This window comes from Microbacterium tumbae (genome assembly GCF_054780175.1).
This window is the reverse complement of record NZ_BAAGWV010000001.1, coordinates 1,486,538-1,510,149: the sequence shown is the minus strand read 5'-3', so window position 1 is coordinate 1,510,149 and position 23,612 is coordinate 1,486,538. Positions and strand designations below refer to the sequence as shown.

The following is a 23,612-nucleotide window of genomic DNA, read 5'->3' as shown; positions in this document are numbered from 1 at the left end:
GCGGAATTCTCGACAGCGACGGGTTCCCCGTGGCAGACTCGCGTTCACCGGGAATTCTTCCGGAACGATGATCCGCCCTGACGGCCTGAGCCGACAGGGCGGATGGTGGTGCTCCTAGAGCTCCAGGCCGTGCCCGAACCGGAACAGCGGATCGGCCGTGTCGAAGGGCGCATCGGGACGCGAGTCCTCGACCGCGGACATCGATCGCGGAAGGTCGAAGGGCAGACGACCCCTCGCCGCCGCCGCTCCGCTCAGGACGTCCAGCAGCGCCGCCCCCGATGCTCCCCAGTTCACGGTGACGGCCGCGGCGGCGTCGACGATCTCCGTGAGGATGGCCGGACGGTCGGCGAGCACGTCGACGACCGTCGGCACGGACGCCGCGATGTCGCGCACGTGGGCGACGACCTCCTCCGGGAAGGCGAGGGAGCCGGCGTGGAAGAAGTTCTCGAAGACGGTGGCGCGCTCCTCGAACGGCGCCTGCAGGCGCAGCACGGCGACGTCCGCCTCCGCCGGTGAGGCCACGATCTCCCCGTACTCCGCGGCGACCTCGACCTCGACGCCCTCGACATAGAGCTTCAGACCGCGAGGGAAGGGCAGCGCGCCGGAGTTCGTCAGCACGGTGATCGCGGCACGCTGCGCGGCCTCGCCGGCGGCGCGGAAGTCCGCACGGCCGACGATCTCGTCGGCCGCATCCTCATCGACGAAGGGATCCTCGAACAGCCCCAGCTCGAACTTCTCGCGCAGGATGCGGCGCACCGACACGTCCAGACGCTCCTCGGAGACCTCGCCGTCGGCGAGCAGCTCGAGCAGCAGCTCCGGGCACGCCTCGCCGCCGAACTGGTCGGCGCCGGCGTCCAGGACCTTCTTCATCCGCTGCCGGGGCGTGAGATCCTCGACGCCCCACGCCCGCGCGGGGAAGGGCTGCCCGAAGATCTCCGCGTCGGTGATCAGGCCCCAGTCCGTGCAGACCAGGCCGTCGAAGCCGTAGCGCTCGCGCAGGAGGCCGGTGATGACGGACTTGTTGAAGCCGAACCCGACCTCCTCGTAGCCGGTGCCGACCGGCATCCCGTAGTACGGCATGACCTGCCGCGTGCCGGCCGCGAACGCCGCCTCGAAAGGGGTGAGGTGCAGCTCGAACTGCCCGCCGGGATAGACCTGCTCCCGCCCATACGGGAAGTGCGGGTCCTCGCCGTCCTTCTGCGGGCCGCCGCCGGGGAAGTGCTTCGTCATGGTCGACACCGATCCGGGGCCGAACGACGCGCCCTGGAAGCCGCGGATGTACGCGGCCCCCAGGCGGCCGCTGAGCTCCGCGTCCTCGCCGAAGGTCGCCGACTGGCGCGCCCAGCGCGGCTCGGTCGCGAGATCCACCTGCGGGTGCAGGGCGACGCGCAGACCCACCGCGGTGTACTCCTGCCGCGCGATGTCGGCGAAGCGCGCGACGAGCCCCTCGTCGCGCGTCGCCGCGAGACCCAGGGTCTCCGGCCACTGCGAGAACGGCCCGGCCATGATCGCCGCGCCGGGGTTGTCGCTGAACGAGTGGCGCGGGTCGGTCGACAGCGTCACGGGGATCCCCAGGCGCGTGGATGCCGCGAGCCGCTGGATCTCGTTCTGCCACGCGGCGATGTCCCGCGCGCGGGGCGCCGCGCCGAGGAGGTTGAAGTGCGTGATCCGCCTGCCCTCGATGAGCTCCCGCGCGGAGGGGATGTCGAACGCGGCGTTCGCCTCGTCGAGATCGGCGATCGCGATCATCGTGTGGAAGAGGAGTCCGGCCTTCTCCTCCACTGTCATGGCGTCCAGGAGCAGCTGCACGCGCTCATCGACGGACAGGGCCGCGTCGAGCCACGGGCGATCGGCCACGGCGTCCGGAGGATTCGCCTGCATAGCGACGTCCGTCATCACTTGACCCCCTTGATCCGGTAGACGAGCACCGCGCCCAGCAGAGCGATGACCGCACCGAAGAGATACCAGACCGAGTAGCCGCCGAGCGGGGTCAGCGCGCCGACCGCGATGATCGCGGGGGCGATGGCCGGAGCGATCGACTGCGGCAGGGCGTTGGCGATGTTCAGCACGCCCAGGTCCTTGGCGGTGTCCGCCGGGTTCGGGAGCACCTCGGTGGCGAGCGCCAGATCGACGGAGAGGAACGAGCCGGCGCCGAGGCCGATGATGGCCTGCGCGACGACGACGACCTCGATGCTGGGGGCGAAGGCGAGCAGCAGGAGACCGGCGACCATGATCACCCCGGCGAGCGCGACGAAGGGGCGGCGCTTGCCGATCCTGTCGGAGAGGAACCCGCCCAGCGGCGCGGACACGGCCATCGCGATCGTCGAGGCGACGTTGGCGAGGAGGATCGTGGACACCGTCGCCTGCTCGTCGAGCGCGAACCTGTCCTGCAGGAAGTACGGCAGATACGTCGCGATGCCCGCGTAGCCGAACATGACGAAGAACTTCGTCAGCCAGGTCCATCCGAAGTCGGGATGCTTGCGCGGGTTGAAGACGAAGGAGCGGAAGAACAGTCCGATCGTGAACCGCTCGGCGGGCTTCTCGGCAAGGCGACGGTCCTTCAGGACCAGCACGAACACGACGATCAGGACGATCGCGATGAACGCGGGGACCGCGAAGCGCTCGAAGTCGCCCGGCAGGTAGTTGACGATGAAGCTGCCGGCGAGGATCGCGAGCGGCGTGGTGATGCCGACGATGCCGGAGACCCTGCCGCGACGGGTGACGGGCACCTGATCGGGAAGCGTCGCGTTCGCGGCGGCCAGCACGGCGTTCATGGATGCCTGCACGAGGCACCAGGCCAGCAGCACGACCCACACCGAGTCGGCGATCCCGATGACGAGGAATCCGCCGAGGCCGACGATGCCGCCCCCGAGGATCCAGGGGCGACGCATGCCCCAGCGCGAGGTGGTCCGGTCGGAGAGGCGTCCGACCAGCGGGTTGCAGATGAGTGCGAAGAAGGCGCCGACGCCCAGGACGAGGCCGAGGCTCGCGGTGGCGCCGTCGGGATCGATGTGCTGGATCTTGAACGCCATCGACACCATCACCGGGGTGAGCAGGGCGAGGAAGACGCCGAAGTTCACGGCGGCGAGTCCCGGCGTATAGCCGCGCGGGGTCCTGGCCGGGGTCGTGCCCGGCGCCTTGAAGCCGGTCGTGCCGATGGCGGCGGCGGTCGCGGCGGATGACATCTCTGTCATGGGTGGTCCTCTCGGGTGTGCCGCTTGTCCTCAGCGACGCGGCTTCATGCATGAGGATACACCAAACCCGACCATTTGGTAACTGAAAGACGACCACTTGGTAATGAGCAAGAATGGGAGGCGACGGAAGGAGGCGACGATGATCGTTGCAGTGCCGAGACCGCGCAAGGCGAGCGCAGAAGAGACGCGAGCGCGCATCGTCCTCGCGGCCCGCGAGATGTTCGTCGCCTACGGCTACCGTTCGACCTCGCTGCGGAGCATCGCGGTGACAGCCGGCGTGAGCCATCCCGGCCTGTTGAAGCACTTCTCGTCGAAGGACGAGCTCCTCGCGACCGTCGTCGAATCCCTCGAGAACGACAACATCGAGGCGGCGGACGCCATCGCCGCCGCCGGGGAGCCGGGGAGCATCCCCTTCGTCGAGATCGCGCGCCGGAACGAGCGGACCCGCGGCTACCTCGCGCTGTACGCGGCGCTGACGGGAGAGGCCTCCACGGCCTCCCATCCCGCGCACGAGGTGATGCGCGAGCGCTACGCACGCATGATCGCGACATCGTCCGAGGTCATGGAGGACGCGGTCCTGCACGGCACGGTTTCCGAGGACCGGGATCCCCAGGACGAGGCCGTGCGCCTGGCTGCGGCCTGGGACGGGCTCCAGCTGCTCGAGCAGTATCTGCCGGAGCGGGTGGACGTCGTCACGATGCTGGAGGAGCACGAGTCGCTGCTCGCGGTTCCCCGGGGATGGCGCGAGTCCGGGGAGACGGGGACGGCCGCGGCTCCCGTGGCGTGGACGAGGATCGAGGACGTGTTCGCGGCAGAGGACGAGTCGGGCTACGCGCCAGGACGCCGCAAGCGCGCCCGGATCGTCGCCGACGCGATGGCGCTGTTCGCGAAGGAGGGCTACGGCGACACGAGCCTGCGGAGCATCGCGGAGAAGGTCGGCGTCTCGAAGTCGTCGCTCATGCACCACTACCGCACGAAGGAGTCGCTGCTCGGCGCCGTGCTCGCCGAGCGCGACCGGTCGATCTCGGCCAGGCCTGCCTACGTCCCCGGGAGCAGTGCCGCAGCGGAGCTCCGCGGTCTCCCCGCGGGAGCCGCGGACGACGCCGTCGCAGCGCCGGGCCTCATCGAGGTATACGCGGTGCTGTCCTGCGAGGCCGTGCCCGCCACGCATCCTGCGCACGACTACTTCGCGTCGCGGTTCACGAAGGCGCTCGATCAGTTCGCGGAGCTGTTCCGCACGGCGCAGGCCGAGGGCGCCCTGCCGACGCACCGCGACCCGGAGCACGAGGCGATCTGGCTCGTCGCGCTCTGGGACGGCTTGCAGTACCAGTGGCTCTACGACCGGGATGCCGTCGACGTGGCCGCGCATCTGGAGGCTCACCTGGCCGACGTGCTGCCCGCCTGAGGCCGACGTCAGCCGGCATCCCGGCTCCTGCCGACCCTGTCGGCACCCGACACCCGTCGGCCGGAAACACACCCGTCGGCCGGATCGGCCGGAATCCCCCAACGGCCGCGTTCCGAACCGACAGCCGTCGGAGGAAGGCACGGCAGCGGACCGGCTGACGGCCCGGGAGGGCCGCAGACCGAGCTCAGTCCGCGGCGATCACGGCGATCACGGCCTCACCGTACGCCTCGCGCTTCTTCGCCCCGATCCCGGTGATCCCGTCGAGGTCGGCGAGTGACGTCGGCCGGTGCTCCGCGAGCGCGCGCAGGGTCGCATCGCCGAAGACGATGTAGGCCGGCACGCCCTGCTCCCTGGCCGTCTCCGCACGCCAGGCGCGCAGCGTCTCGAACAGCCCGCGATCGCCCTCGCCGAGCGTCTCTGCGGCCGAGGCCTTGCGCGCACGGCTCCCCCCGCTCACCCTGCCCATCGTGTCCTTGCGCAGCGGCACCGGCGTCTCGCCGCGCAGCACGCCGGCGGCCGCCTCGCCGGGAGCCAGCGTGCCGTAGTCGCCCTGGGCCACGAGGACGCCCCGCGCGAGGAGCTGCCGGACGACGCTGCGCCAGTCCTGATCGGAGAGGTCGCTCCCGATGCCGTAGGTGGCCAGCTGCTCATGGCGCTGCTGCCTGATCCTGTCGTTGGAGGATCCGCGCAGGATGTCGATGAGGTGCCCCGCGCCGAAGGCCTGATTGCGCTCGCGCTTGAGGCGCACGATCGTCGACAGCAGCTTCTGGGCGGGGACGAGCCCGTCGAAGGTCTCCGGGTGCTCGAGGCAGGTGTCGCAGTTGCCGCATGGCTGCGACTCTTGATCGAAGTAGCCGAGGAGGTTCTGCCTGCGGCACTCCACCGTCTCGCAGAGCGCCAGCATCGCATCGAGGTGCTGGCCCATGCGCATCTTGAAGGTGCGGTCTCCTGGACTTTGATCGATGAGCCTCCGCTGCTGCACCACATCGCCGAGGCCGTAGGCCATCCAGGCGATGGACGCCTCGCCGTCGCGTCCTGCGCGACCGGTCTCCTGGTAGTACCCCTCGACGGACTTGGGCAGGTCGATATGGGCGACGAAGCGGACGTCCGGCTTGTCGATGCCCATGCCGAATGCGATCGTGGCGACCATGATGACGCCGTCCTCACGGAGGAAGCGCGACTGGTTCGCCGCCCGCACCTCGGCGGGGAGCCCCGCGTGGTACGGCAGCGCATCGAAGCCCTGCGCGGCGAGGTGGCCGGCCGTCTGCTCGACCGACTTGCGGCTCAGCGCGTAGACGATGCCCGCCGCCCCCTCGGGCAGGGAACGGATGAAGGCCACCAGCTGCTTGCGCGGGTCGACCTTCGGCACGATCCGGTACTGGATGTTGGGACGGTCGAAGCTCGCGACGAAGTGCCTCGCCGCATCCAGGTGCAGTCGCTCGGTGATCTCCTGATGCGTTGCCCTGGTCGCCGTCGCGGTGAGCGCCATGCGCGGCACCCCGGGGAAGCGCTCGCCGAGGTCTCCGAGGGAGAGGTAGTCCGGCCGGAAGTCGTGGCCCCACTGCGACACGCAGTGCGCCTCGTCGATCGCGATGACGCTGAGCTTCCCGCGCTGCAGCAGCGCGGTCGTCGACGGGCTCGACAGCCGCTCGGGGGCGACGTAGATGAGATCGAGCTCGCCCTCGAGGTACGCGCGCTCCACCGCCCTGCGCTCGTCGATCGACTGCGTGGAGTTCAGGTACGCGGCGTTCACGCCATTGGCCCTGAGCGCGTCGACCTGATCGTGCATGAGCGCGATGAGGGGGCTGATCACGAGCCCTGTGCCCTCGCGGACGAGCGCCGGGACCTGATAGGTGACCGACTTGCCCCCGCCTGTCGGCATCAGCACGACGGCGTCGCCGCCGCCGATGACCTGCTCGACGATCGCGGCCTGGTCACCGCGGAACGCATCGTAGCCGAAGACCGTGTGCAGCGCATCGAGCGCGGTGGCGTACCGGCTCGGCGCCGCCGCGCCGCCGCCCTCCGGGCCCGTCGAGACGGGCGACACCGGCCCCCGCCCCCAGTCGAGCGGCGGCTCCCACGTGCCCTCCGGCGGAACCCAGTCCATCTCCTCGGGCGGATACGCGTTGTCCCACGGCTCTTCGGGCAGAGGCAGATCCTCGTATGGATCTCGGGGAGTCTGCGGCATCCCTCCAGCGTAACGACCCGCGACGACATCCACGGGCCGTCTCCACAGGAGAAGCCCGTGTATGTCGACGAACCGTTCCGGTCCCGCCAGCCTGCTGGGGAGGGTCCGGGCTGCGGGACCGGAACTCCGGCTCCTCACCGGACTCGCGACCGCCGTCACGGCGACGGTCGCGAGGTCGTCGCCCGGAGCGCGCACCCCCATCGCGCGCTCCGGGCGCACGGATCAGCTCAGCAGCTCACGCTCTTCGCCGACCCGCTGATCGCGTCGTCTCCGCGCGGCGACGACCACCAGCACGCCGCCGGCGAGCAGCGTCGCCGCGGCGAGCAGCAGCGCCACCAGAGGGACGTCTCCGCCGGTGCTCGGAAGACCGCCGGACGGCGGCGGCGGCGTCAGATCGTGCTCCGTGCACAGCGGCGAGTCGGGCGCGCACACCGGCTCCTCTCCCGTGAGCGCGACGACGTTGCCGAGATGGTGATCGCCCTGCTGGCCGTAGGCGTTGACCGTCACCGTGTAGGTGACCGTGTACACCTCGCCCGTCGGCACGGCGCCGACGATGCGGATGGTGTCACCGTCGACCGTGGCCGTGAGGTTCCCGTTCGAGACCGCCGGTCCCGCGGTGAGCGCGGCGTCGTCGAGCACGTCGGCCATGTGGTCGGTGTAGTCGACGGCCACGTCGGCCGCATCGGGATTGGCGCCCCGGTTGGTGAAGGTCAGCGTGTAGGCGACCTCCTGCCCCTGGCCCACCTCCGTGCCGGACTCCGGATCGCTGGACTTGGCCACGCTCACGTCGGAGACGTGGTTGTACGTGCAGTCCGGACGCTCCCCATCCGCCGGGACGCACGGCCCCTCCGGCGGCTCCTCCCCGTTCGGCACGAGGAAGTTGTCCAGCCGGTCGTCGCCGCGCTGCCCGTCGGGCTTCACGGTGACGGCATAGGTCACGGTGACGACCTGACCGGGCTGGAGAGTCCCGGTGATCGTGAACCTGCCGTCCTCGATCGCCGAGACGGTCAGCGCGTCGCCGGATGCCACGGGCTGGGCCGTGACCTCGGCGTCGTCGAGGACCCTGGTGAGGACGTCGTCGCGGTTCACCTCGACCGGCGCCTGGCCGGTGTTCTCGAAGTGCAGCGTGTACGTCGCCGTCTCACCCGGGCGCAGCGTCGAGCCGGTGGCCGGATCGACCGTCTTCCCGTCGTCCAGCTCACCGATCGGATGCTCGGTGCACGCCACGCCGTCGTCCCCGCACTGCGGGTCGTCGGCGCCGGTCTTGGCCACCACGTTGCGCAGACGGTTGTCGCCGCGGTCGCCGTCCGGCTTGACGGTGACGGTGTAGGAGACGGTGACCGTCTGGTCCGATGCGAGGACGCCGGTCACGCGGACCAGCCCGTCCGCGCCGTCCGTCGCGGTCAGGGCAGGATCGTCAGCCAGCGGCGCACCGGTCAGATCGGCGTCGTCGAGCACCTGCGCGAGGTCGTCGGTGTAGTCGACCGGACCCGCCGCCTCGCCGCTGTTGACGAACGTCAGCGTGTAGACGACCTCCTGGCCGGCCTGCACGTCCGAACCCGTCTCCGGGTCTGCGGACTTCGACACCGCGACCTGCGGCAGCGGGGTGACCGTGCAGTTCGGGTCGCCCTCCGCGCACTCGCCCGGCGGCTCCTCGCCGGTCGGGACGAGGAAGTTGTCCGCCGTGTTGTCGCCGCGGTCGGCCTCCGTCCTCACGGTCGCCTGATAGGTCACCGTGACCGTCTGCCCGGCGGCCAGCTCACCGGTCACGGCGAATGCGCCGTCCGTGACGTCCGACACGCTCAGCGCCTCATCGGATGCGGCCGGGGGCGTGGTCAGCTCGGCGTCGTCGAGGACATCGGCGAGGAGGTCCGTGTGGTCGACGACGATCGGCCCCTCGCCCTGGTTGTCGAAGGTGAGCGTGTACGTCAGCACCGTTCCGACGTCGACGGGGTCCGTGTCGGCCGAGACCGACTTGCCCGTCAGCAGCATCCCGATCGGGGTGACCGTGCAGTCCGGGCGCTCGCCGTCCTCCGGCTGGCAGACCGGGTCCGTCGGCGGCTCCTCGTCGGGGGCCAGCAGGAAGTTGGCGGCGATGTCGTCACCGCGCTCCCCGTCGGCCCGCACCGTGACCTGATAGGCGACCGTGCGGGTCTCCCCCGCCGGCACCTCGCCCGTGATCGAGATGCGGTTCCCGTCCCTGGACGCCGTCAGCCCGTCCGCGCTGGTCGGCTCGGTGGTGACGTCGGCGTCGTCGATGACGTGGGTGAGGTCATCGGCCTCGTCCACGACGGCCGTGCCCTGCCCCGAATTCTCGAACGAGAGCGTGTACGTCAGCACCGTGCCGGCCGCGACCGGGGTCGCATCCGCCTCGACCGACTTCCACGACTCGAGCAGCGGCACCGGATGCTCTGTGCACGAGACGCCGTCGTCGCCGCACTCCGGATCGGTGACGCCCGTCGGGGCGAGCACGTTCCCGAGGCGGTTGTTCTCGCGGTCGGCGTCCGCGTTCACGGTCACCGTGTAGGCGACCGTGACGGTCTGATCGGGATCGAGCGAGCCGGTGACGCGCAGAGTGTCACCGTCTTGAGCGACCTCCAGCGCATCGTCCGATGTCGTCGGCCCCGCCGTGAGGGTCGCATCGTCGAGCACATCGGCGAGATCGTCGGTGTAGTCCACCGGACCCGCCGCCTCGCCGCTGTTGACGAACGTCAGCGTGTAGACGATCTCCTGGCCGGCCACGACCGTCGAACCGGACTCCGGGTCGGACGACTTCGACGCCTCGATCAGCGGGATCGGCGTGCTCGTGCACTGGTCCGAGCCCTCGACGCAGTCCTCGGGCGGCGTGCCGCCCGGCGGCACGAGGAAGTTGTCGGCCCGGTTGTCGCCGCGCTCGGCATCCGCCCTCACCGTCACCTGGTAGGTGATGATCGCCGTCGCGTCGGCGGCGAGCTCGCCCCCGATCTGGAAGCGGCCTCCCGTCACCGCCGAGACGGTGACGCCGGCGGTGTCCGAGACCGGATCGCTCGTCAGATCGGCGTCGTCCAGGACTCCGGTCAGGACGTCCTCGCGGGAGACGGGCGCGGCCACCGCACCGGTGTTCTCCACCGTCACCGTGTAGGTCAGCACCGTGCCGGCGACGACCGGATCGGAGTCGGCGGAGACGGCCTTGGAGTACACGACCGCCGCGACGGGGGTCGTCGTGCAGTCCGGGAACTGCCCATCCGCCGGATCGCACTCGGGATCCGTGGGAGGCTCCTCGCCGGGGGCCAGCAGGAAGTTCGCCGCGATGTCGTCGCCGCGCTCCCCGTCGGCCCGCACCGTGACCTGGTAGGTGACCGTGTAGGTCTCCCCGGCGGGCACAGAGCCCGTGACGGAGATCCGATCCCCGTCACGGTCGACCGTGAGACCGTCGGCCGACGCCGGCTCCGCGGTCACGTCCGCATCGTCCGTCACGTGGGTGAGATCGTCCACCGCATCCACGTCGGCCGCCGCCTCGCCGTCGTTGTCGAAGAACAGCGTGTACGTCAGCACCGTACCCGCGACGGCGGGGGCGTCGGATGCCTGCACCTGCTTCCACTGCGTGAGCCCTGCACCGGGGATCTGCACGAAGTCGCAGCTCGGCTCGCCCGCCGCGGTCTCCGGGACCGGGACGCACGCGAGGTTGCGCAGATTCTGGTCGCCCTCGCCCGTGTAGGTCACCGTGTAGGTGATCGTCGCCGACTCGTCCGCGCCGAGCGGTCCCTCCCACGAGAGGGTCGGCTCGTCGTACGAGACCTCCCCGACGGAGGCGGTCGCGTCGTCGTTGAAGGTCGCGGCGTCCAGCACGTTCGTCAGATCGTCCGTCGCGGTGGCTGGAGCTTCGGCCGTGTAGACGCCGGGGCCTTCATTCGTCACCGTGATCGTGTACTCGACCGTCTCGCCGACGGCCGGCAGCTCGGTGCGGTCCGCGGTCTTCGAGATGGTCAGCTTCGGCAGCAGGTACTCGTTCTCCGCGCACGCCTCGCCCGTCTCGGGGTCGACGCCGCCCTCCGGCGGGTCGCACACCGGGGTTTCGGGGTTCTCCGGATCCGCGGGCTGCCAGGCGACGTTGCGCACCGCGCCGTCGCCGCCCGCCCTGAGCGTGACGGTGTAGGTCAGCTCGACCGACTCCCCCATGCCCAGCGCGCCCGTCCACGAGAGCAGCGGCGAGACGTAAGAGACGGCGCCGGGCTGGTTCGCGGACGCGTTGTTGTCGTAGGTCGCGTCGTCGAGGACACCGGAGAGATCGTCGAACACGACCGCCGGGAAGTCGGCGGTGTAGTCGCTCTCGCCCGTGTTCGTGGCGGTGACGGTGTACGTCACCGTGTCGCCGGGACGGGAATCCTCGGTGGCATCCGATGACTTCTGGATCGACAGCGCCGGAAGCGCGACGTTCAGCGCGTGGTCCTCGACCTCGCCGGACGTCGTCATGCCGGTGGGCGAGGAGACCGCGACGTCGTCCGCGGCGATCCGGAGGCGGAGGAATGTCTGGTCGGCGCCGACGGACGGCACCGTGTCCGCGGGCACCGTCCAGGTCAGGTCCACCGAGGGACCGGTGCACGGGACCACGCCGGAGCGCTCGCCCTCATCGAACGTGCCGTTGCGGTTCCAGTCGATCCAGCCGGCCACGTAGCCGGGCCCGGTGCACCGGACGTCTTCGAGAGTGTAGGTCTCCCCCGGCGTGACATTGATCGTGCCGGGAGGGTCGATCGCATCCTCATCGGCCTGGCCATCGGCGTCGTCCGCGTCCGCGTCGGCGCTGGGCTGATAGTCCGCATCCGCGTCGACGGTCGCGCCGAGGCGGGTGAGCGGCTGCCCCTGTGTGGCGAGCGTGAAGCCCGATCCCGACACCGGGGTCGTCCCGACCGGGACGGTGCCGCCCTGCCACGTGGGCTCGAAGAGCGCGCCGGCCTCGCCGTAGCTCGCCGGTGCGTCACCGAAGTCGGTCTGCAGTACGACGCCGAGAGCGACAGCACTCTTGCCCCCGCCTTGAATAGATACCAGCGCACTGGTCGCGCCTTCCATGAAGCCAACGGCCATCGGCCCTGGCTGGTTGCCGCCGAGTCCCTGGGTGACACACTCCTGGCCATCGGGCGCGAAACGCATCGTTCCGTTCGCGGACAGGATCGCCTGCGTGTTCGTCGCGCAGTCGGGCCCCCGGAAGCGGTCGATGATCCGCCAGGCGGAAGGTTGCTCGGGACGCGCCTGGACGTATTCCCCGTTGGAAGCGTTGCTCGCCTCCGCGTCGGCGACAACGAGTCCCTGCAGGGGCACGGGAACGCCGTTGAGCGTCACCCCGCACGCGAATCTGAAGGATGCGAACTGACCGTCGAGGGCATTGGTCACTCCAGCGACCATTTGGTTCGCGAGCCCGGTGCCGCCGACGTTGTAGAGGTTGTCGAGGGCGTCACCGCCCCACTCGCCCGATCGGTAGGCCTGCAGCGGGCCGCCTGTGAGATTCGACAGGGTGCAGGTGGTCGCCAGCGTCTGACCCGCCACCGTCCGCGTGTTGGTCCGGGTCAGCCCGGCAGCCGGGATCGCCTGACCGGGAGTGCCCCACTCGAACCAGTCGATCGATCCCTGATGGAGGCCGGACCCGCCCGTCGCGTACTGCGCATTCGCCGGTGGCGCGGTGAAGACGGGGCCGGTGATCGCGACCATGCCTCCCAGCAGTGCCAGGACGGCCGTCGCCGCCAGACTCCGTCTTGGCCGGCGCAGCATCCTCGGCGCCCCGCCCGCTTCCTCGATACTCCGTGCGCTCACTCGACGCGAACGCGACAGTCGTTCCCCCATGCTGATCCTCCCCGATCGTCTCGTGCGTGGTGCCGCGCTCCCCTGGGTGATCGGCGCAGCCCTCGCATCTCCATCGAGCCCGAAGAACCGGCATCCGCACCACATCCGCAGGTGTTGATTCGGTGTTGAAATCCGTTCCCCGACCCGCGGAATCTCCCGGAGGCAGCTCTCGACGGCGGACTCCCGCCGACCGCGGTGCTGGCAGGATCATGGCGAGGAGCTGACCCGCCCCGGCCGAAGACACTCGCGATCGCCCGGAGAGATCGCACTTCGAGAGATCGGTGCGCAATCAGCATCCCGATCGATCGCGGCCGGCTGCGGTCAGGGCCGACGTGGCCTTCGGATGAGCGACAACAGGAGGCCACAGGATGTCGAGCGTGCACGCCGGGGCCGCGCCGCGCGATCGCCCCGAGCTGGACCGTCCCCGGCTGGTCGCGCGGATCGAGCAGTCGCACACGGCGTGCATCGTGCGGGCTCCCCACGGATTCGGGAAGAGCGTCGTGCTGCGGCAATGGGCGGACCGGACTTCTGCGCACGTGATCTGGATCGTCCCCGTCCGTGCAGCGGCGTCCGCGACCGCATGGCTGGTGTCTCCTGCGCCCATGGACGACGACGGTCACAGGTCGATCGCGATCGGCGACCGGACCGCATCCGCGCTCGAGGCGCTCGCGCTCGCCGAGGCGGAGATCACGGGCGACGCGGACACCGCGGTGGTCGTGGACGGACTTCATCTGATGCGCGACAGGGCTGCGCACGAGCGCATCGCCGATCTGATCCGCCGTCATCCGCGCGTACGTCTGATCGCCGCCACCCGATCGCGAACCGTCGTGCCGTCTCTCCTCCCCGACGCGGACACCGTGACGGCCGACGATCTGGCTCTGACCGCCGACGAGGTGACGAGCCTCGCAGAGCTGCACGGCGCGGGCCTCGGTCACGACGACGCCGAGGCGCTCGCCGACGCGTTCGGCGGATGGCCCGCCATGATCGACAAGGTCGTACGGCATCTCGCACGGCGCCCGGCGACGTCGACGCGCGTGCACGATGCGATCGTCGGGGCGGACGCCTCCTTCGGCTCCTGGCTGATGGACGATGTCGTCGATCCGCGACTGGTGGACACGATGGTGCGGCTGGCCATCGCCGAAACCCTGACCGTGGGGTCGGCGAGATTCCTGACCGGAGACGAGCGGATCGACGAAGCGCTCGACGAGCTCGCCGAGCAGGGACTGATCGGTCGCACGATCGGCCCCGACGGCGAGGAGCCGGCTTACGAGTTCCCCGGCGTGATACGGCGGGTCGTCCTGTCGGGCGTGGCGCGCGCTCCGGAATGGGACGGCGACGAGCGCAGCGCGGCGCTCGCATCCTGGTGGAAGGATCAGGGCCGGCCGGAGATCGCCCTGCGCCAGGCGTACGCCAGGAAGGACTGGCCCTTCATCGCGGAGCTCTTCGAATCCTCCTGGCATCAGCTCGTCAATCTCTCGGAAGACGTCATCGTGACGGCCATGCGGCAGATGCCCGCCGATGTCGCCGCCCGCTATCCGAAGACGCATGCCGTGCGCCATCTCATCCTCGGCGCCGCGATGAGCCCCGAGGATCTGCCGCCGCCCGCCGTCAGCTCCTTCCTCGACATCGTCGATCTCGCCCGCAGGACCAATCCCGTCCAGGCGGCCGAGCGCGCCGTGGCGGACTTCATCGTGCTGCGTCGCTCCGGACGCTACGAGGACGCCGTCAGGGTCGGACGCGTGGCCCACTACCTCTCGATCATCGTCGGCGCCGGGATCCCCGAGTACATGCGCCCGTTCGTTCCGATGGCCCGCCTGCAGCTCGCCCTGACCTACGAGCTCGCCGGCCGCGGGAAGGATGCCGCTGAGCAGCTGGCGCTCGCACTCGCCGCGCTCGAACGCGCCCCGGAGGTCAACGGGTTCGAACGGAATCAGATCACCGGGGTGCTCGCCGTCAAGGCCGCCATCGAAGGAGACCTCCGCTCGGCAGGGGTGTGGCTCTCACGGCAGGTCGACGTCCGCGGCACCCTTCCCCGCATGTGGCTGATGCCGCATGTGCCGAGCGCGGCGCAGATCGCGCGGGCGATCACCGCACTGGATCGTCTCGACCGGAACACCGCCGACAGCGAGCTCGGCGTCCTGCGGCTGCTCGAGACGCGTGACGAGCTGTGGGCGATGGCGGCCTGGGCTCAAGCGCGATACGACCTGCTCTGGTCGGACCGGCCCGGCGGATTCCAGCATCTCGACGTGTCGCGGATGCGGCACCAGGAGTGGTTCAACCCCGAGAGCGCGGCGGATGCGCTCCTGCTCGCCGCCGAAGTCGATCTGCTCCTGGCGGCCGGCGAGGGCACCAGAGCGGCCGCGGTCCTGACCAGGACGAACTCGGTCCACCCGATGATCCAGCTCGCCAGGGCCCGGCTCGACTGGCTCACCGGCGACATCGCCGGCGCCTTGAGCGTCACGCGTGAGATCCTGCGCACACGGCACGTGACCGATCGGGTCAGACTGGAGACCCTCATCCTCCGCGCCACGCTCCTCGAGCGGGCCGGGAATCCGAACAAGTCGCGAAGCCGCTGGATCGAGGCATGCACCATGGCGCAGCGCATGGGCGATCCACTGCTCCCCTTCGCTCTGACCCACGCCGGATCACGCGACGCCCCCGCGCGTGACATCCCTGAGCTCGCGCAGGTGCTCGAGCGCCTGCGCCGAGCACGGATCCCGGAGATCTTCCCCGGGAGCCTCGAGATCATCCGCCTCACCGAACGCGAGCTCGCCGTCCTCGAGAAGCTGGCCGACGACGTCTCGGTCGCTGCGATCGCCCGCCTGCACTTCGTCTCCGAGGCGACCGTGAAGAGCCAGATGCGATCGCTCTACGCCAAGCTCGGAGCGCACTCGCGGATCGAGGCGGTCAACGCCGCGCAGTCGGCCGGGATCATCTGGAGGGAGTGACCTCCGGGCCGCAGCGAGCCGCTCGCGGCACGGACCATCCCCGTGCGCCGGGCTTAGGGTGGTCGAAGACGGGAAGGAGCAGCAGCCATGACCGACACCGCCGTCACCCGCAACGATGAGGCGTCCCGTTACGAGATCCGCATCGGCGACACCCTCGTCGGCTTCGCCGACTACCAGCGCCGCCCCGGCGAGATCCTCTTCACGCACACGGAGGTCGACCCGGCGTTCCAGGGCAAGGGGCTCGCAGGCATCCTCGCGGCGAGCGCGCTGTCGGATGCCGTGGCGTCCGAGCAGACGATCGTGCCGTACTGCCCCTACGTCGCGAGCTACCTGAAGACGCACGAGGTCTCCGGCGCGGAGATCCGCTGGCCGCAGGTGCCGGGGGAATGATCGGCCCGCGGCGCATCCCGCTCGCACCGCGCGAGGTGCCGCTGGGCGGCGTCCGCGCGATGAACGTCAAGCGCACCCTCCCGCACAAGGATCTGCCGACCGTCGGCGCCTGGTGCTTCCTCGACCGGTTCGGCCCAGGACCGGTGCGCATGCGCGTCGAGCCGCATCCGCACATCGGCCTGCAGACCGTCACCTGGCCGCTCGTCGGCGACATGCGGCATCGCGACTCGGTGGACAGCGACGTCACCCTCCGCCGCGGGCAGCTCAACCTCATGACGGCGGGGAACGGCATCTCCCATTCGGAGTACTCCCTCACCGAGGATCCGATCCCCCTGGACGCCCTGCAGTTCTGGGTGGTCCTGCCGGAGGCGGCACGGCACGGATCCGGCGCCTTCGAGCAGCACACCGACCTGCCCCGAGTCGATCTCGGAGCGGATGCGGTCGCCACCGTCGTGCTCGGCGAGTTCGCCGGGGTTCGGTCCCCGGCGACCGTGCACTCGCCGATCGTGGGAGCGGAGATCTCCGTCCCCGCGAGCGGCACGGTGACGCTGCCGCTGAATCCGGCGTGGGAGCACGCGCTGCTGCTCGTCGAGGGCGGATGCTCCCTCGACGGCGAGACACTCGTGCGCGACGAGATGCTCTATCTCGGCGATGCCCGCGACGCCGTGACGGTGACGAGCGCGGAGGGCGCGCTGCTCTTCCTGCTCGGCGGCGAGCCCTTCGAGGAGGACCTCGTGATGTGGTGGAACTTCGCCGCCCGCACCCACGAGGAGATTGCGGAGGCGCGCGCGGACTGGGAGTCGCCGGACGCCTCGGCCGCCCGCTTCGGGCATGTGACCGCCCATGGCGACGAGCGGGTGCCCGCGCCCGAGCTGCCGAACGTGCGTCTCGTGCCCCGCCGCCGGCGGATCTGACCCGGCTGGTTCGTCGAGCGAGGACGGCACGGCCGAACTCCCCTCCCCGCTCGTTGAGCGAGGACGGCGCAGCCGACCGAGTCGAAACGCAGCCCGCAACAAGACCCGTTTCGACTCGCTCCGCTCGCTCAACGAACGGGGGAGAGCGCTCAACGAACGGGGGAGAGCGCCCGACGAACGGGACGGCGCACCCGAGCCCCTCCCCGCTCGTCGAGCGAGGGCAGCACGGCCGAACTCCCCTCCCGCTCGTTGAGCGAGGACGGCGCAGCCGACCGAGTCGAAACGCAGCCCGCAACAAGACCCGTTTCGACTCGCTCCGCTCGCTCAACGAACGGGGGAGAGCGCCCGACGAACGGGGAGGGGGAGCTCGCCTACCGGGCGGACACTAGGCTGGATCCGTGCCGAAGAGCCCCCTCCTGTCCACCCGCGTCCTGCTGGTGTGCGCGGCCGTCGGGGTCGCAACGGGCATCGTCGGCGGCATCGCGGGACTCCTCACCCCGCTGGTGATCGTGAGCGTCCCCTGGGCGTACGGGCTGGTCCTCGGCTCGCACGTGCTGCCGGGGATCATCGCGCAGGAGGTGCTGCGCCGGCCCCTCGTCGCGCTCGCCGCCCACGTGTTCGCCGCGCTGATCGCGAGCGCGTTCAATCCGGCATGGACGTTCCGCTTCCTCGGGACCGCCCTGCTGTTCGGCGGGATCCAGGAGGGCGTCGCCGCGCTCACCCGCTACCGTGCCTGGGGCGCCTGGCGCTTCTTCATCTCGGCCGCGGTCATCGGCGTCCTCGTCGCGGTCGTCGTCTTCTTCGCCGTGGATCTCGGCACGCTCGAGCCCTGGGCCCAGATCGCCTATCTCGCCATCTCGGTGCTCGGCCCGATCGCCTGGACGCTGGTGGGGCTCGGAGTGGGCAACGCGCTGCGAAGGGCAGGGGTCGCCCGGAACTGACGCCATAGGTAAGGCTCGGCTAAGTTAGAGGAATGCCCCTGCTTCGCGTGCGTGACCTCGCGCTGACCCACGCGGGCTCCTCACGCCCTTCGCCCCAAGGCGTCTCCTTCGATGTCGACGCCGGGGAGGTCGTGCTCCTCCTCGGTCCCAGCGGCTCGGGGAAGTCGACGCTCACCCTGGCGCTCAACGGGCTCATCCCGCAGTCGGTGCCCGCCGCCGTGGAAGGCTCCGTCGAGGTCGGCGGACGCAGCACACTCACCACCCCGGTCGCCTCGCTCAGCACGGACATCGCGATGGTCTTCCAGGACCCGGATGCCCAGCAGGTCACCGGCACCGTGCTGGACGAGGTCGCCTTCGCCCTCGAGAACCTCCTGCTCCCCGTCTCGGAGATCCTGGCGCGCGCCGAGGCGGCGCTGCGCAGGGTGGGGCTCTGGGAGCGGCGCGAGGAGAACCCCGATCGGCTGTCGGGCGGCGGTCGCCAGCGCCTCGCGATCGCGTGCGCGCTCGCGATGGGCTCGCCGATCATCGTCCTCGACGAGCCCACCGCCAACCTCGACCCGCAGGGCATCGACGACGTCTACGACGCGCTCGCCGACCTCGTCGCGACGGGCGACCGCGCCATCGTCCTCGTGGAGCACAACCTCGATGCGGCGATGCGCTTCGCGACGCGCGTGCTCGTCCTCGACCGCGAAGGGCGCCTCGTCTTCGACGGTCCGGCCCGCGAGGTGCTGCGGGAGCGGACCGAGGAGCTCGTGACGATGGGCGTATGGCTTCCAGCCGCGATGCTGGCCGGGCGGATGCTCCGCTCGCGCGGCGTCCTGCCGCCGGATGCTCCGCTGCCGCTCACCCCGGAGGAGCTCGTCTCCCTGCTCCCCCGGTCGCCGGGTGGGGATATTCCCCGCACGTTGAGCGAGGACGGCGCCGCCGGTTCCCCCCGCACGTTGAGCGAGGACGACGAAGCACCCTCCTCCCGCACGTTGAGCGAGGCCGGCGCAGCCGACCGAGTCGAAACGCAGCCCGAGACAAGACCCGTTTCGACTCGCTCCGCTCGCTCAACGAACGGGAGGGGAACCGACCGCTCGAACGGGAGGGGAACCGCTCGCTCGAACGGGAGGGGAGCCGACCGCTCGACGGACGGACGGCGGGCGGAGGTCACAGATGTCGGGCGGATCTGGCGGGAGTCTCCCGACATCCGTCCTTCTTCCCTGCAACTGTCCGGTCATTCCCCCCAGGCGATCATCCGCACCCGTGGACTCACCGTTGAGCGCGGGAGGAGGGAGATCCTGCACGGCATCGACCTCGACCTCCCGGCCGGATCCCTCACCGCCATCGTCGGCGCGAACGGCGCGGGCAAGACGACCCTGATCCAGGCGCTGGCCGGCGTCGTCCCCCCGCCCCGGCACCAGGTGAGCGTCGACGGCCTCGACCCCGCCACGGCATCCCCTCGCGAGTTCTCGGCGCGCATCGGCTTCGTGTTCCAGAACCCCGAGCACCAGTTCATCGCGCACACCGTGTTCGACGAGCTCGCCCACGGACTCCGGCTGCGCAAAGCCGACGAAGCCGAGATCGTCGAGCGCGTCGAGGGGATGCTGCGCCGCTTCGGTCTCTCGGACAAGGCGGACGTGCATCCGTTCCTGCTCTCCGGCGGCGAGAAGCGGCGCCTGTCCGTCGGCACCGCGCTGATCGCCCAGCCCCGGGTGCTCGCCCTCGACGAGCCGACGTTCGGCCAGGACCGCGCCAGGGCCGACGAGCTGCTGCGGCTGCTGGACGAGCTCCGCGCCGAGGGCACGACGATCCTCATCGTCACGCACGACCTGCAGCTCGTGGCCGATCACGCATCGCACACGGTGATCCTCGCCCAGGGGCGCGTCCATGCCGACGGGGAGACCCCGCGGCTGTTCGCGACCGAGGGCCTCTTCGAGGACGCGGGCCTTCGCCTTCCTCCCCTGCACCGTGCGCTGCCGTCCGCACTGCGGCAGCTGGTCGCGGAGGAGGCCCGATGAGCGCCTCCGTCATCGATCCCTACGCTCCGCAGCCGCCGGCTCCCCCGCGCTGCTTCCTGAACCACCTGAATCCCCTCGCCAAGATCGCCGCCGTCCTCCCGGCGATGATCCTGCTCGTCTTCGTACGCGACCTCGCGACCCCCGCGGCCTTCCTCGGGCTCGGCTACCTGCTCGTGCTGCTCGGCGCCCACTTGACGCGAGGCGCGGCCGCCGTGCTCCTCGCGATCCCGTTCGCTCTGCTCGTCTTCGGGATCGCCTTCTCGCTCTGGGTGGATGCCGGCCTCGTCGACGCCACCGCGCCGCTGCTGCGCGTCGGCGCATGGACCCTGTACGCCGGGGCGCTCCAGATCGGGTTCGCCACCGCGCTGCGCCTGGGAGCGATCCTCGCCCTCGCCCTCATCGGCGGGCTGACCACCACCGGCCCCGATCTCGTCCGGGCGAGCGTCCAGCAGCTGCGCCTGCCCTATCGATTCGGGTACACGGCACTGGCGGCCTATCGGTTCGTGCCGAGGTTCAGCCATGAGCTGGCCGTGATCCGCGCCGCTCATCGCGTGCGCGGCAACCACGGCGGGCGCGGTCCGTTCGCCCGGATCGCACGGGGGTGGGGCTACATCGTCCCGCTGCTCGCCGGGGCGATCCGGCACGCCGAGCGCGTGGCACTGGCGATGGACTCCCGCGCCTTCGGCGCCCATCCGACCCGGACGGAACGGCACCTCGTCCCCTTCCGCGCCCGCGACGTGGCCTTCATCGTCCTCTTCGTCGCGGCATCCGCTGCACTGTTCATCGCCTTCCATCCCTGGCAGCTCTCCTGAGAGGAACATCATGGCCTATTCCAAGATGGTCAAACCCGCGTCCGCCGAGCTCCTCCGCCTCACGGTCCTGCGGACCGAGCGCCTCGCGCCGCACTGGATCCGGGTGACCCTCGGCGGCGGCGACGTCGAGCGGTTCCGCCCGATGGGGTTCGATCAGTGGTTCCGCCTGTTCCTGCCCATCGGCGGCGAAGCGGGGCTCGAGCGGGTGCCCGCGAAGGCCAACAGCATGTTCGGGTACCTCAGGTTCCTGCGCATCCCCGACGGCGAGCGCCCCGTCATGCGCAACTACACCGTGCGCGCGCACCGCGCGGCGACAGCGGATGCCGGAGCGGAGATCGACGTCGACTTCGTGCTGCACGGCTCCGCCGCGGACGGCACGGCCGGTCCGGCATCCCGCTGGGCGGAGACCTGCGCACCCGGCGAGAACGTGCTCATCATCGACGAGGGGCTGACCTTCAATCCTCAGCGCGGCACAGAGCGGGTCGTCCTGGTCGGCGATGAGACGGCGCTGCCCGCCATCGCGTCGATCTGCGCCTCGCTCCCCCCGACGGCGACCGGCCTCGCGATCGTCGAGACGCCGTCCGAGGAGGATGCCCTGGACTTCCCGCACCCGGACGGGATCGAGGTGATCCGGATCGTGCGGCGCCACGACGCGAAGCCGGGCGAGCTCGCGCTGGCCGCGCTGCGCGAGACCGACCTGCCCATGGCGCCGTTCCACGCCTACGGCGCCGGTGAGCAGAGCCTCGCGGCAGGCGTCCGCAAGCAGCTCGTCGGCGAGCGCGACGTCGACAAGGACCAGGTGAGCTTCTGCGGCTACTGGAGGGTCGGCGCCGCATCCCCGGCATCCAGAGCCGCCCGCGAGCAGGCCGCGGAGCCGCTGGCATGAGCGCGCCGGAGACCGCGCCGAAGCCGACACGCCGCTTCCCCACGCGGATCCTGCTGACCTGCGCCGCCATCGGCGTCGCGACCGGGATCCTCATCATCCCCGCGACAGCCCTCTCGACATTCCTCTCCCCGATCGCTCCCCCGCTGTCCGCGCTGACCTACGGCGCCTGGGTCATCGGCTACGTCATCGCCCTGCGCCTCCTGGAGGCTCCGGGGGTGGGCATCCTCACCGGGATCCTGTCCGGCCTCGTGGCCGCCCCGCTCTCCGCGACGGGGCCGGCGATCGTCATCACGAACGTCATGTTCGCCTTCTTCGTCGAGCTGCCGTTCCTCGTGACGCTCTACCGTCGCTGGCATCGGTGGATGTACTACACCGGCACGGGCCTGGCCTCGGTGCTCTACGCGATCTGGGCGGGATTCGCCGCCGACATGGCGGCGTTCCCCTCCTGGGTGATCGGCACGTTCATCGTCGTGACGGTCCTCGCCTCGCTGATCGGCGTGTGGCTGGGGATCGTCATCGCCGATCGCCTGAGGCGCGCGGGGGTCGCCCAGCGCGCGGTCTGAGCGGCGGAGACGGGCCCGGATGCCGGGCGGCGATGCCCCTCGTCGGGGTGTGCGGCACGGTCCGATACGCCCGCACACCCCGCACTCCCGTCAGGCGGCCCTGGCCCGCTGGACGGTCATCCCCTTCGACGCGGCCGTGGCGCGGCCGAGCCCCCAGTACTGCCAGCCCGCGTCCTGCCACGCTTCGAGGGGCAGGCAGTTGCGCGCATCGACGATCAGAGGACGCGAGACGAGACCGCCCATGCGCACCGGATCGGCGGTCCGGAACTGCTCCCATTCAGTGAGCACCAGCACGATGTCGGCATCGCGCACGGCGTCCTCCATGGTGTCCGCGAAGCCCAACGTGGGGAAGCTGCGCTTCGCCGTGGGGCCGGCGGCGGGGTCGAACACCGTCACGAGCGCACCGCGCAGGTGAAGAGCTGCAGCGACGTTCAGCGCCGGGGAGTCGCGCACGTCGTCGGTGTCCGGCTTGAACGCCGCTCCGAGCACGGCCACGCGGGCGTTGAGCACCGAGCCGCCGAGGGCGCCGAGGGTGATGTCCATCACCCTCTGACGCTGATCCATGTTGATCTCGTCCACCTGCTGCATGAGCTTCACGGCGGAGTACGCGCCGAGCTCGCCCGCCCTGTGCATCAGAGCGCGGATGTCCTTCGGGAGGCATCCGCCCCCGAAGCCCAGCCCGGCGTTGAGGAACTTGCGCCCGATGCGCGCGTCGTAGCCGATCGCGTCCGCGAGCACCGAGACGTCGGCATCCGCCTTCTCGCAGAGTCCGGCGATCGCGTTGATGAACGAGATCTTGGTCGCCAGGAAGGCGTTCGCGCTGACCTTCACGAGCTCGGCGGTCGGCAGATCGCAGGATACGAACGGCGCGCCGGCGGCGATGGCGGCGCCGTAGACGCGGCGCATGCGCTCCTCCGCCCACGGCGATGCGCCGCCGATCACGACCCGGTCGGGGCGCAGCGTGTCCTCCACGGCCAGCCCCTCCCGGAGGAACTCGGGGTTCCAGATGAGCTCCGCATGTACAGCGGGGGACGCGGTCCCGGCGACCATCCCGCGCAGCCGCGCGGCCGTGCCGACCGGGACCGTCGACTTGCCGACGATCAGGCCGTCATGACTCAGGCTCTCCGCGACCGCTCGGGTCGCAGCGTCCACGAATCGCAGATCGGCGGCGTGGCTGGAGGGGTGCTGCGGTGTTCCGACGCAGATGAAGTGCACGTCGCTCGCCTCGACGGCCGCTCTCAGATCCGTCGTGAACGACAGCCGTCCCGTGGCGACGTGCCGCGCGATCAGCTCGGGCAGCCCCGGCTCGAAGAAGGGCACCTCCCCCCGCTCGAGGGCGGCGATCTTCGTCGGATCCGCGTCGACGCCGATGACGTCGAAGCCGAGCTCGGCCATGGCGGCGGCGTGGGTCGCACCGAGGTAGCCGGTGCCGATCACGCTGATCCTCAGCGGGGCGGACTCCTCTCCCGGCGGCGGCGGTGCGATGTGCATGCGGTGCGCGTTCTTCGTCTTCATGATGGTGATCCCTTCGGTGCGAACGATTCGTGCGGTGTC

The 23,612-nt window shown here is 70.7% G+C and carries 14 protein-coding genes; 9 read left to right on the top strand and 5 right to left on the bottom strand.

Translation table 11 applies throughout. The annotated features are described in order from the left end of the window. Nucleotides 1-114 precede the first annotated feature (114 nt). Both ACYVGQ_RS06875 and ACYVGQ_RS06870 read right to left on the bottom strand, forming a co-directional pair. Entirely contained in the window at nucleotides 115-1,896 is a 1,782-nt protein-coding gene (locus ACYVGQ_RS06875) for a glycoside hydrolase family 3 protein (RefSeq protein WP_460783819.1), read from the bottom strand. Continuing rightward, a complete protein-coding gene (locus tag ACYVGQ_RS06870; RefSeq protein ID WP_460783818.1) occupies nucleotides 1,896-3,194 on the bottom strand; it encodes an MFS transporter in 1,299 nt (432 codons plus the stop codon). The genes ACYVGQ_RS06875 and ACYVGQ_RS06870 overlap by 1 nt, the downstream gene beginning before the upstream one ends. Before the next feature lie 139 nt (nucleotides 3,195-3,333). Here ACYVGQ_RS06870 and ACYVGQ_RS06865 point away from each other — a divergent pair, with 139 nt between their 5' ends. Then, on the top strand, nucleotides 3,334-4,599 hold the full coding sequence (locus tag ACYVGQ_RS06865) for a TetR/AcrR family transcriptional regulator (protein WP_460783817.1): 1,266 nt from the start codon (nucleotides 3,334-3,336) through the stop codon (nucleotides 4,597-4,599). A 184-nt stretch (nucleotides 4,600-4,783) separates the two neighbouring features. On the opposite strand, the gene recQ is transcribed toward ACYVGQ_RS06865, so the two are convergent. Both recQ and ACYVGQ_RS06855 read right to left on the bottom strand, forming a co-directional pair. Continuing rightward, nucleotides 4,784-6,787, bottom strand: coding sequence for a DNA helicase RecQ (recQ, locus tag ACYVGQ_RS06860; protein ID WP_460783816.1), 2,004 nt, complete (start codon nucleotides 6,785-6,787; stop codon nucleotides 4,784-4,786). 222 nt (nucleotides 6,788-7,009) lie between these two features. After that, the gene (locus ACYVGQ_RS06855; RefSeq protein WP_460783815.1) at nucleotides 7,010-12,469 is read right to left on the bottom strand and encodes a CshA/CshB family fibrillar adhesin-related protein; all 5,460 of its coding nucleotides are present in this window, start codon (nucleotides 12,467-12,469) and stop codon (nucleotides 7,010-7,012) included. A gap of 500 nt (nucleotides 12,470-12,969) precedes the next feature. On the opposite strand from ACYVGQ_RS06855, the gene ACYVGQ_RS06850 reads away from it, so the two are divergent. From ACYVGQ_RS06850 to ACYVGQ_RS06815, 8 genes are all read left to right on the top strand, one after another. Continuing rightward, nucleotides 12,970-15,549: a LuxR C-terminal-related transcriptional regulator gene (locus ACYVGQ_RS06850; protein WP_460783814.1), complete on the top strand. Its 2,580-nt coding sequence runs from the start codon at nucleotides 12,970-12,972 to the stop codon at nucleotides 15,547-15,549. A gap of 87 nt (nucleotides 15,550-15,636) precedes the next feature. Then, the gene (locus tag ACYVGQ_RS06845) at nucleotides 15,637-15,939 is read left to right on the top strand and encodes a GNAT family N-acetyltransferase (RefSeq protein WP_460783813.1); all 303 of its coding nucleotides are present in this window, start codon (nucleotides 15,637-15,639) and stop codon (nucleotides 15,937-15,939) included. Next, nucleotides 15,936-16,853, top strand: a complete 918-nt coding sequence (locus tag ACYVGQ_RS06840; protein ID WP_460783812.1) for a pirin family protein — start codon at nucleotides 15,936-15,938, stop codon at nucleotides 16,851-16,853. Before ACYVGQ_RS06845 ends, ACYVGQ_RS06840 begins: the two co-directional genes overlap by 4 nt. A gap of 398 nt (nucleotides 16,854-17,251) precedes the next feature. Then, on the top strand, nucleotides 17,252-17,794 hold the full coding sequence (locus tag ACYVGQ_RS06835; protein WP_460783811.1) for an ECF transporter S component: 543 nt from the start codon (nucleotides 17,252-17,254) through the stop codon (nucleotides 17,792-17,794). A gap of 32 nt (nucleotides 17,795-17,826) precedes the next feature. Then, a complete protein-coding gene (locus tag ACYVGQ_RS06830) occupies nucleotides 17,827-19,797 on the top strand; it encodes an ABC transporter ATP-binding protein (RefSeq protein WP_460783810.1) in 1,971 nt (656 codons plus the stop codon). Further along, nucleotides 19,794-20,609, top strand: a complete 816-nt coding sequence (locus ACYVGQ_RS06825; protein ID WP_460783809.1) for an energy-coupling factor transporter transmembrane component T — start codon at nucleotides 19,794-19,796, stop codon at nucleotides 20,607-20,609. Before ACYVGQ_RS06830 ends, ACYVGQ_RS06825 begins: the two co-directional genes overlap by 4 nt. A 10-nt stretch (nucleotides 20,610-20,619) precedes the next feature. After that, on the top strand, nucleotides 20,620-21,495 hold the full coding sequence (locus tag ACYVGQ_RS06820) for a siderophore-interacting protein (protein WP_460783808.1): 876 nt from the start codon (nucleotides 20,620-20,622) through the stop codon (nucleotides 21,493-21,495). Beyond that, on the top strand, nucleotides 21,492-22,058 hold the full coding sequence (locus ACYVGQ_RS06815; RefSeq protein ID WP_460783807.1) for an ECF transporter S component: 567 nt from the start codon (nucleotides 21,492-21,494) through the stop codon (nucleotides 22,056-22,058). The genes ACYVGQ_RS06820 and ACYVGQ_RS06815 overlap by 4 nt, the downstream gene beginning before the upstream one ends. A 90-nt stretch (nucleotides 22,059-22,148) precedes the next feature. Here ACYVGQ_RS06815 and ACYVGQ_RS06810 read toward each other — a convergent pair whose 3' ends face one another. Next, nucleotides 22,149-23,573: a UDP-glucose dehydrogenase family protein gene (locus tag ACYVGQ_RS06810; protein WP_460783806.1), complete on the bottom strand. Its 1,425-nt coding sequence runs from the start codon at nucleotides 23,571-23,573 to the stop codon at nucleotides 22,149-22,151. Between the last annotated feature and the right edge of the window lie 39 nt (nucleotides 23,574-23,612).

Excerpts from the sequence above, each read along its gene's own strand:
- ACYVGQ_RS06875 (WP_460783819.1), bottom strand. The coding sequence starts at position 1,896 with ATGACGGACGTCGCTATGCAGGCGAATCCTCCGGACGCCGTGGCCGAT.
- ACYVGQ_RS06870 (WP_460783818.1), bottom strand. The coding sequence starts at position 3,194 with ATGACAGAGATGTCATCCGCCGCGACCGCCGCCGCCATCGGCACGACC.
- ACYVGQ_RS06865 (WP_460783817.1), top strand. The coding sequence starts at position 3,334 with ATGATCGTTGCAGTGCCGAGACCGCGCAAGGCGAGCGCAGAAGAGACG.
- recQ (WP_460783816.1), bottom strand. The coding sequence starts at position 6,787 with ATGCCGCAGACTCCCCGAGATCCATACGAGGATCTGCCTCTGCCCGAA.
- ACYVGQ_RS06855 (WP_460783815.1), bottom strand. The coding sequence starts at position 12,469 with ATGGTCGCGATCACCGGCCCCGTCTTCACCGCGCCACCGGCGAATGCG.
- ACYVGQ_RS06850 (WP_460783814.1), top strand. The coding sequence starts at position 12,970 with ATGTCGAGCGTGCACGCCGGGGCCGCGCCGCGCGATCGCCCCGAGCTG.
- ACYVGQ_RS06845 (WP_460783813.1), top strand. The coding sequence starts at position 15,637 with ATGACCGACACCGCCGTCACCCGCAACGATGAGGCGTCCCGTTACGAG.
- ACYVGQ_RS06840 (WP_460783812.1), top strand. The coding sequence starts at position 15,936 with ATGATCGGCCCGCGGCGCATCCCGCTCGCACCGCGCGAGGTGCCGCTG.
- ACYVGQ_RS06830 (WP_460783810.1), top strand. The coding sequence starts at position 17,827 with ATGCCCCTGCTTCGCGTGCGTGACCTCGCGCTGACCCACGCGGGCTCC.
- ACYVGQ_RS06825 (WP_460783809.1), top strand. The coding sequence starts at position 19,794 with ATGAGCGCCTCCGTCATCGATCCCTACGCTCCGCAGCCGCCGGCTCCC.
- ACYVGQ_RS06820 (WP_460783808.1), top strand. The coding sequence starts at position 20,620 with ATGGCCTATTCCAAGATGGTCAAACCCGCGTCCGCCGAGCTCCTCCGC.
- ACYVGQ_RS06815 (WP_460783807.1), top strand. The coding sequence starts at position 21,492 with ATGAGCGCGCCGGAGACCGCGCCGAAGCCGACACGCCGCTTCCCCACG.
- ACYVGQ_RS06810 (WP_460783806.1), bottom strand. The coding sequence starts at position 23,573 with ATGAAGACGAAGAACGCGCACCGCATGCACATCGCACCGCCGCCGCCG.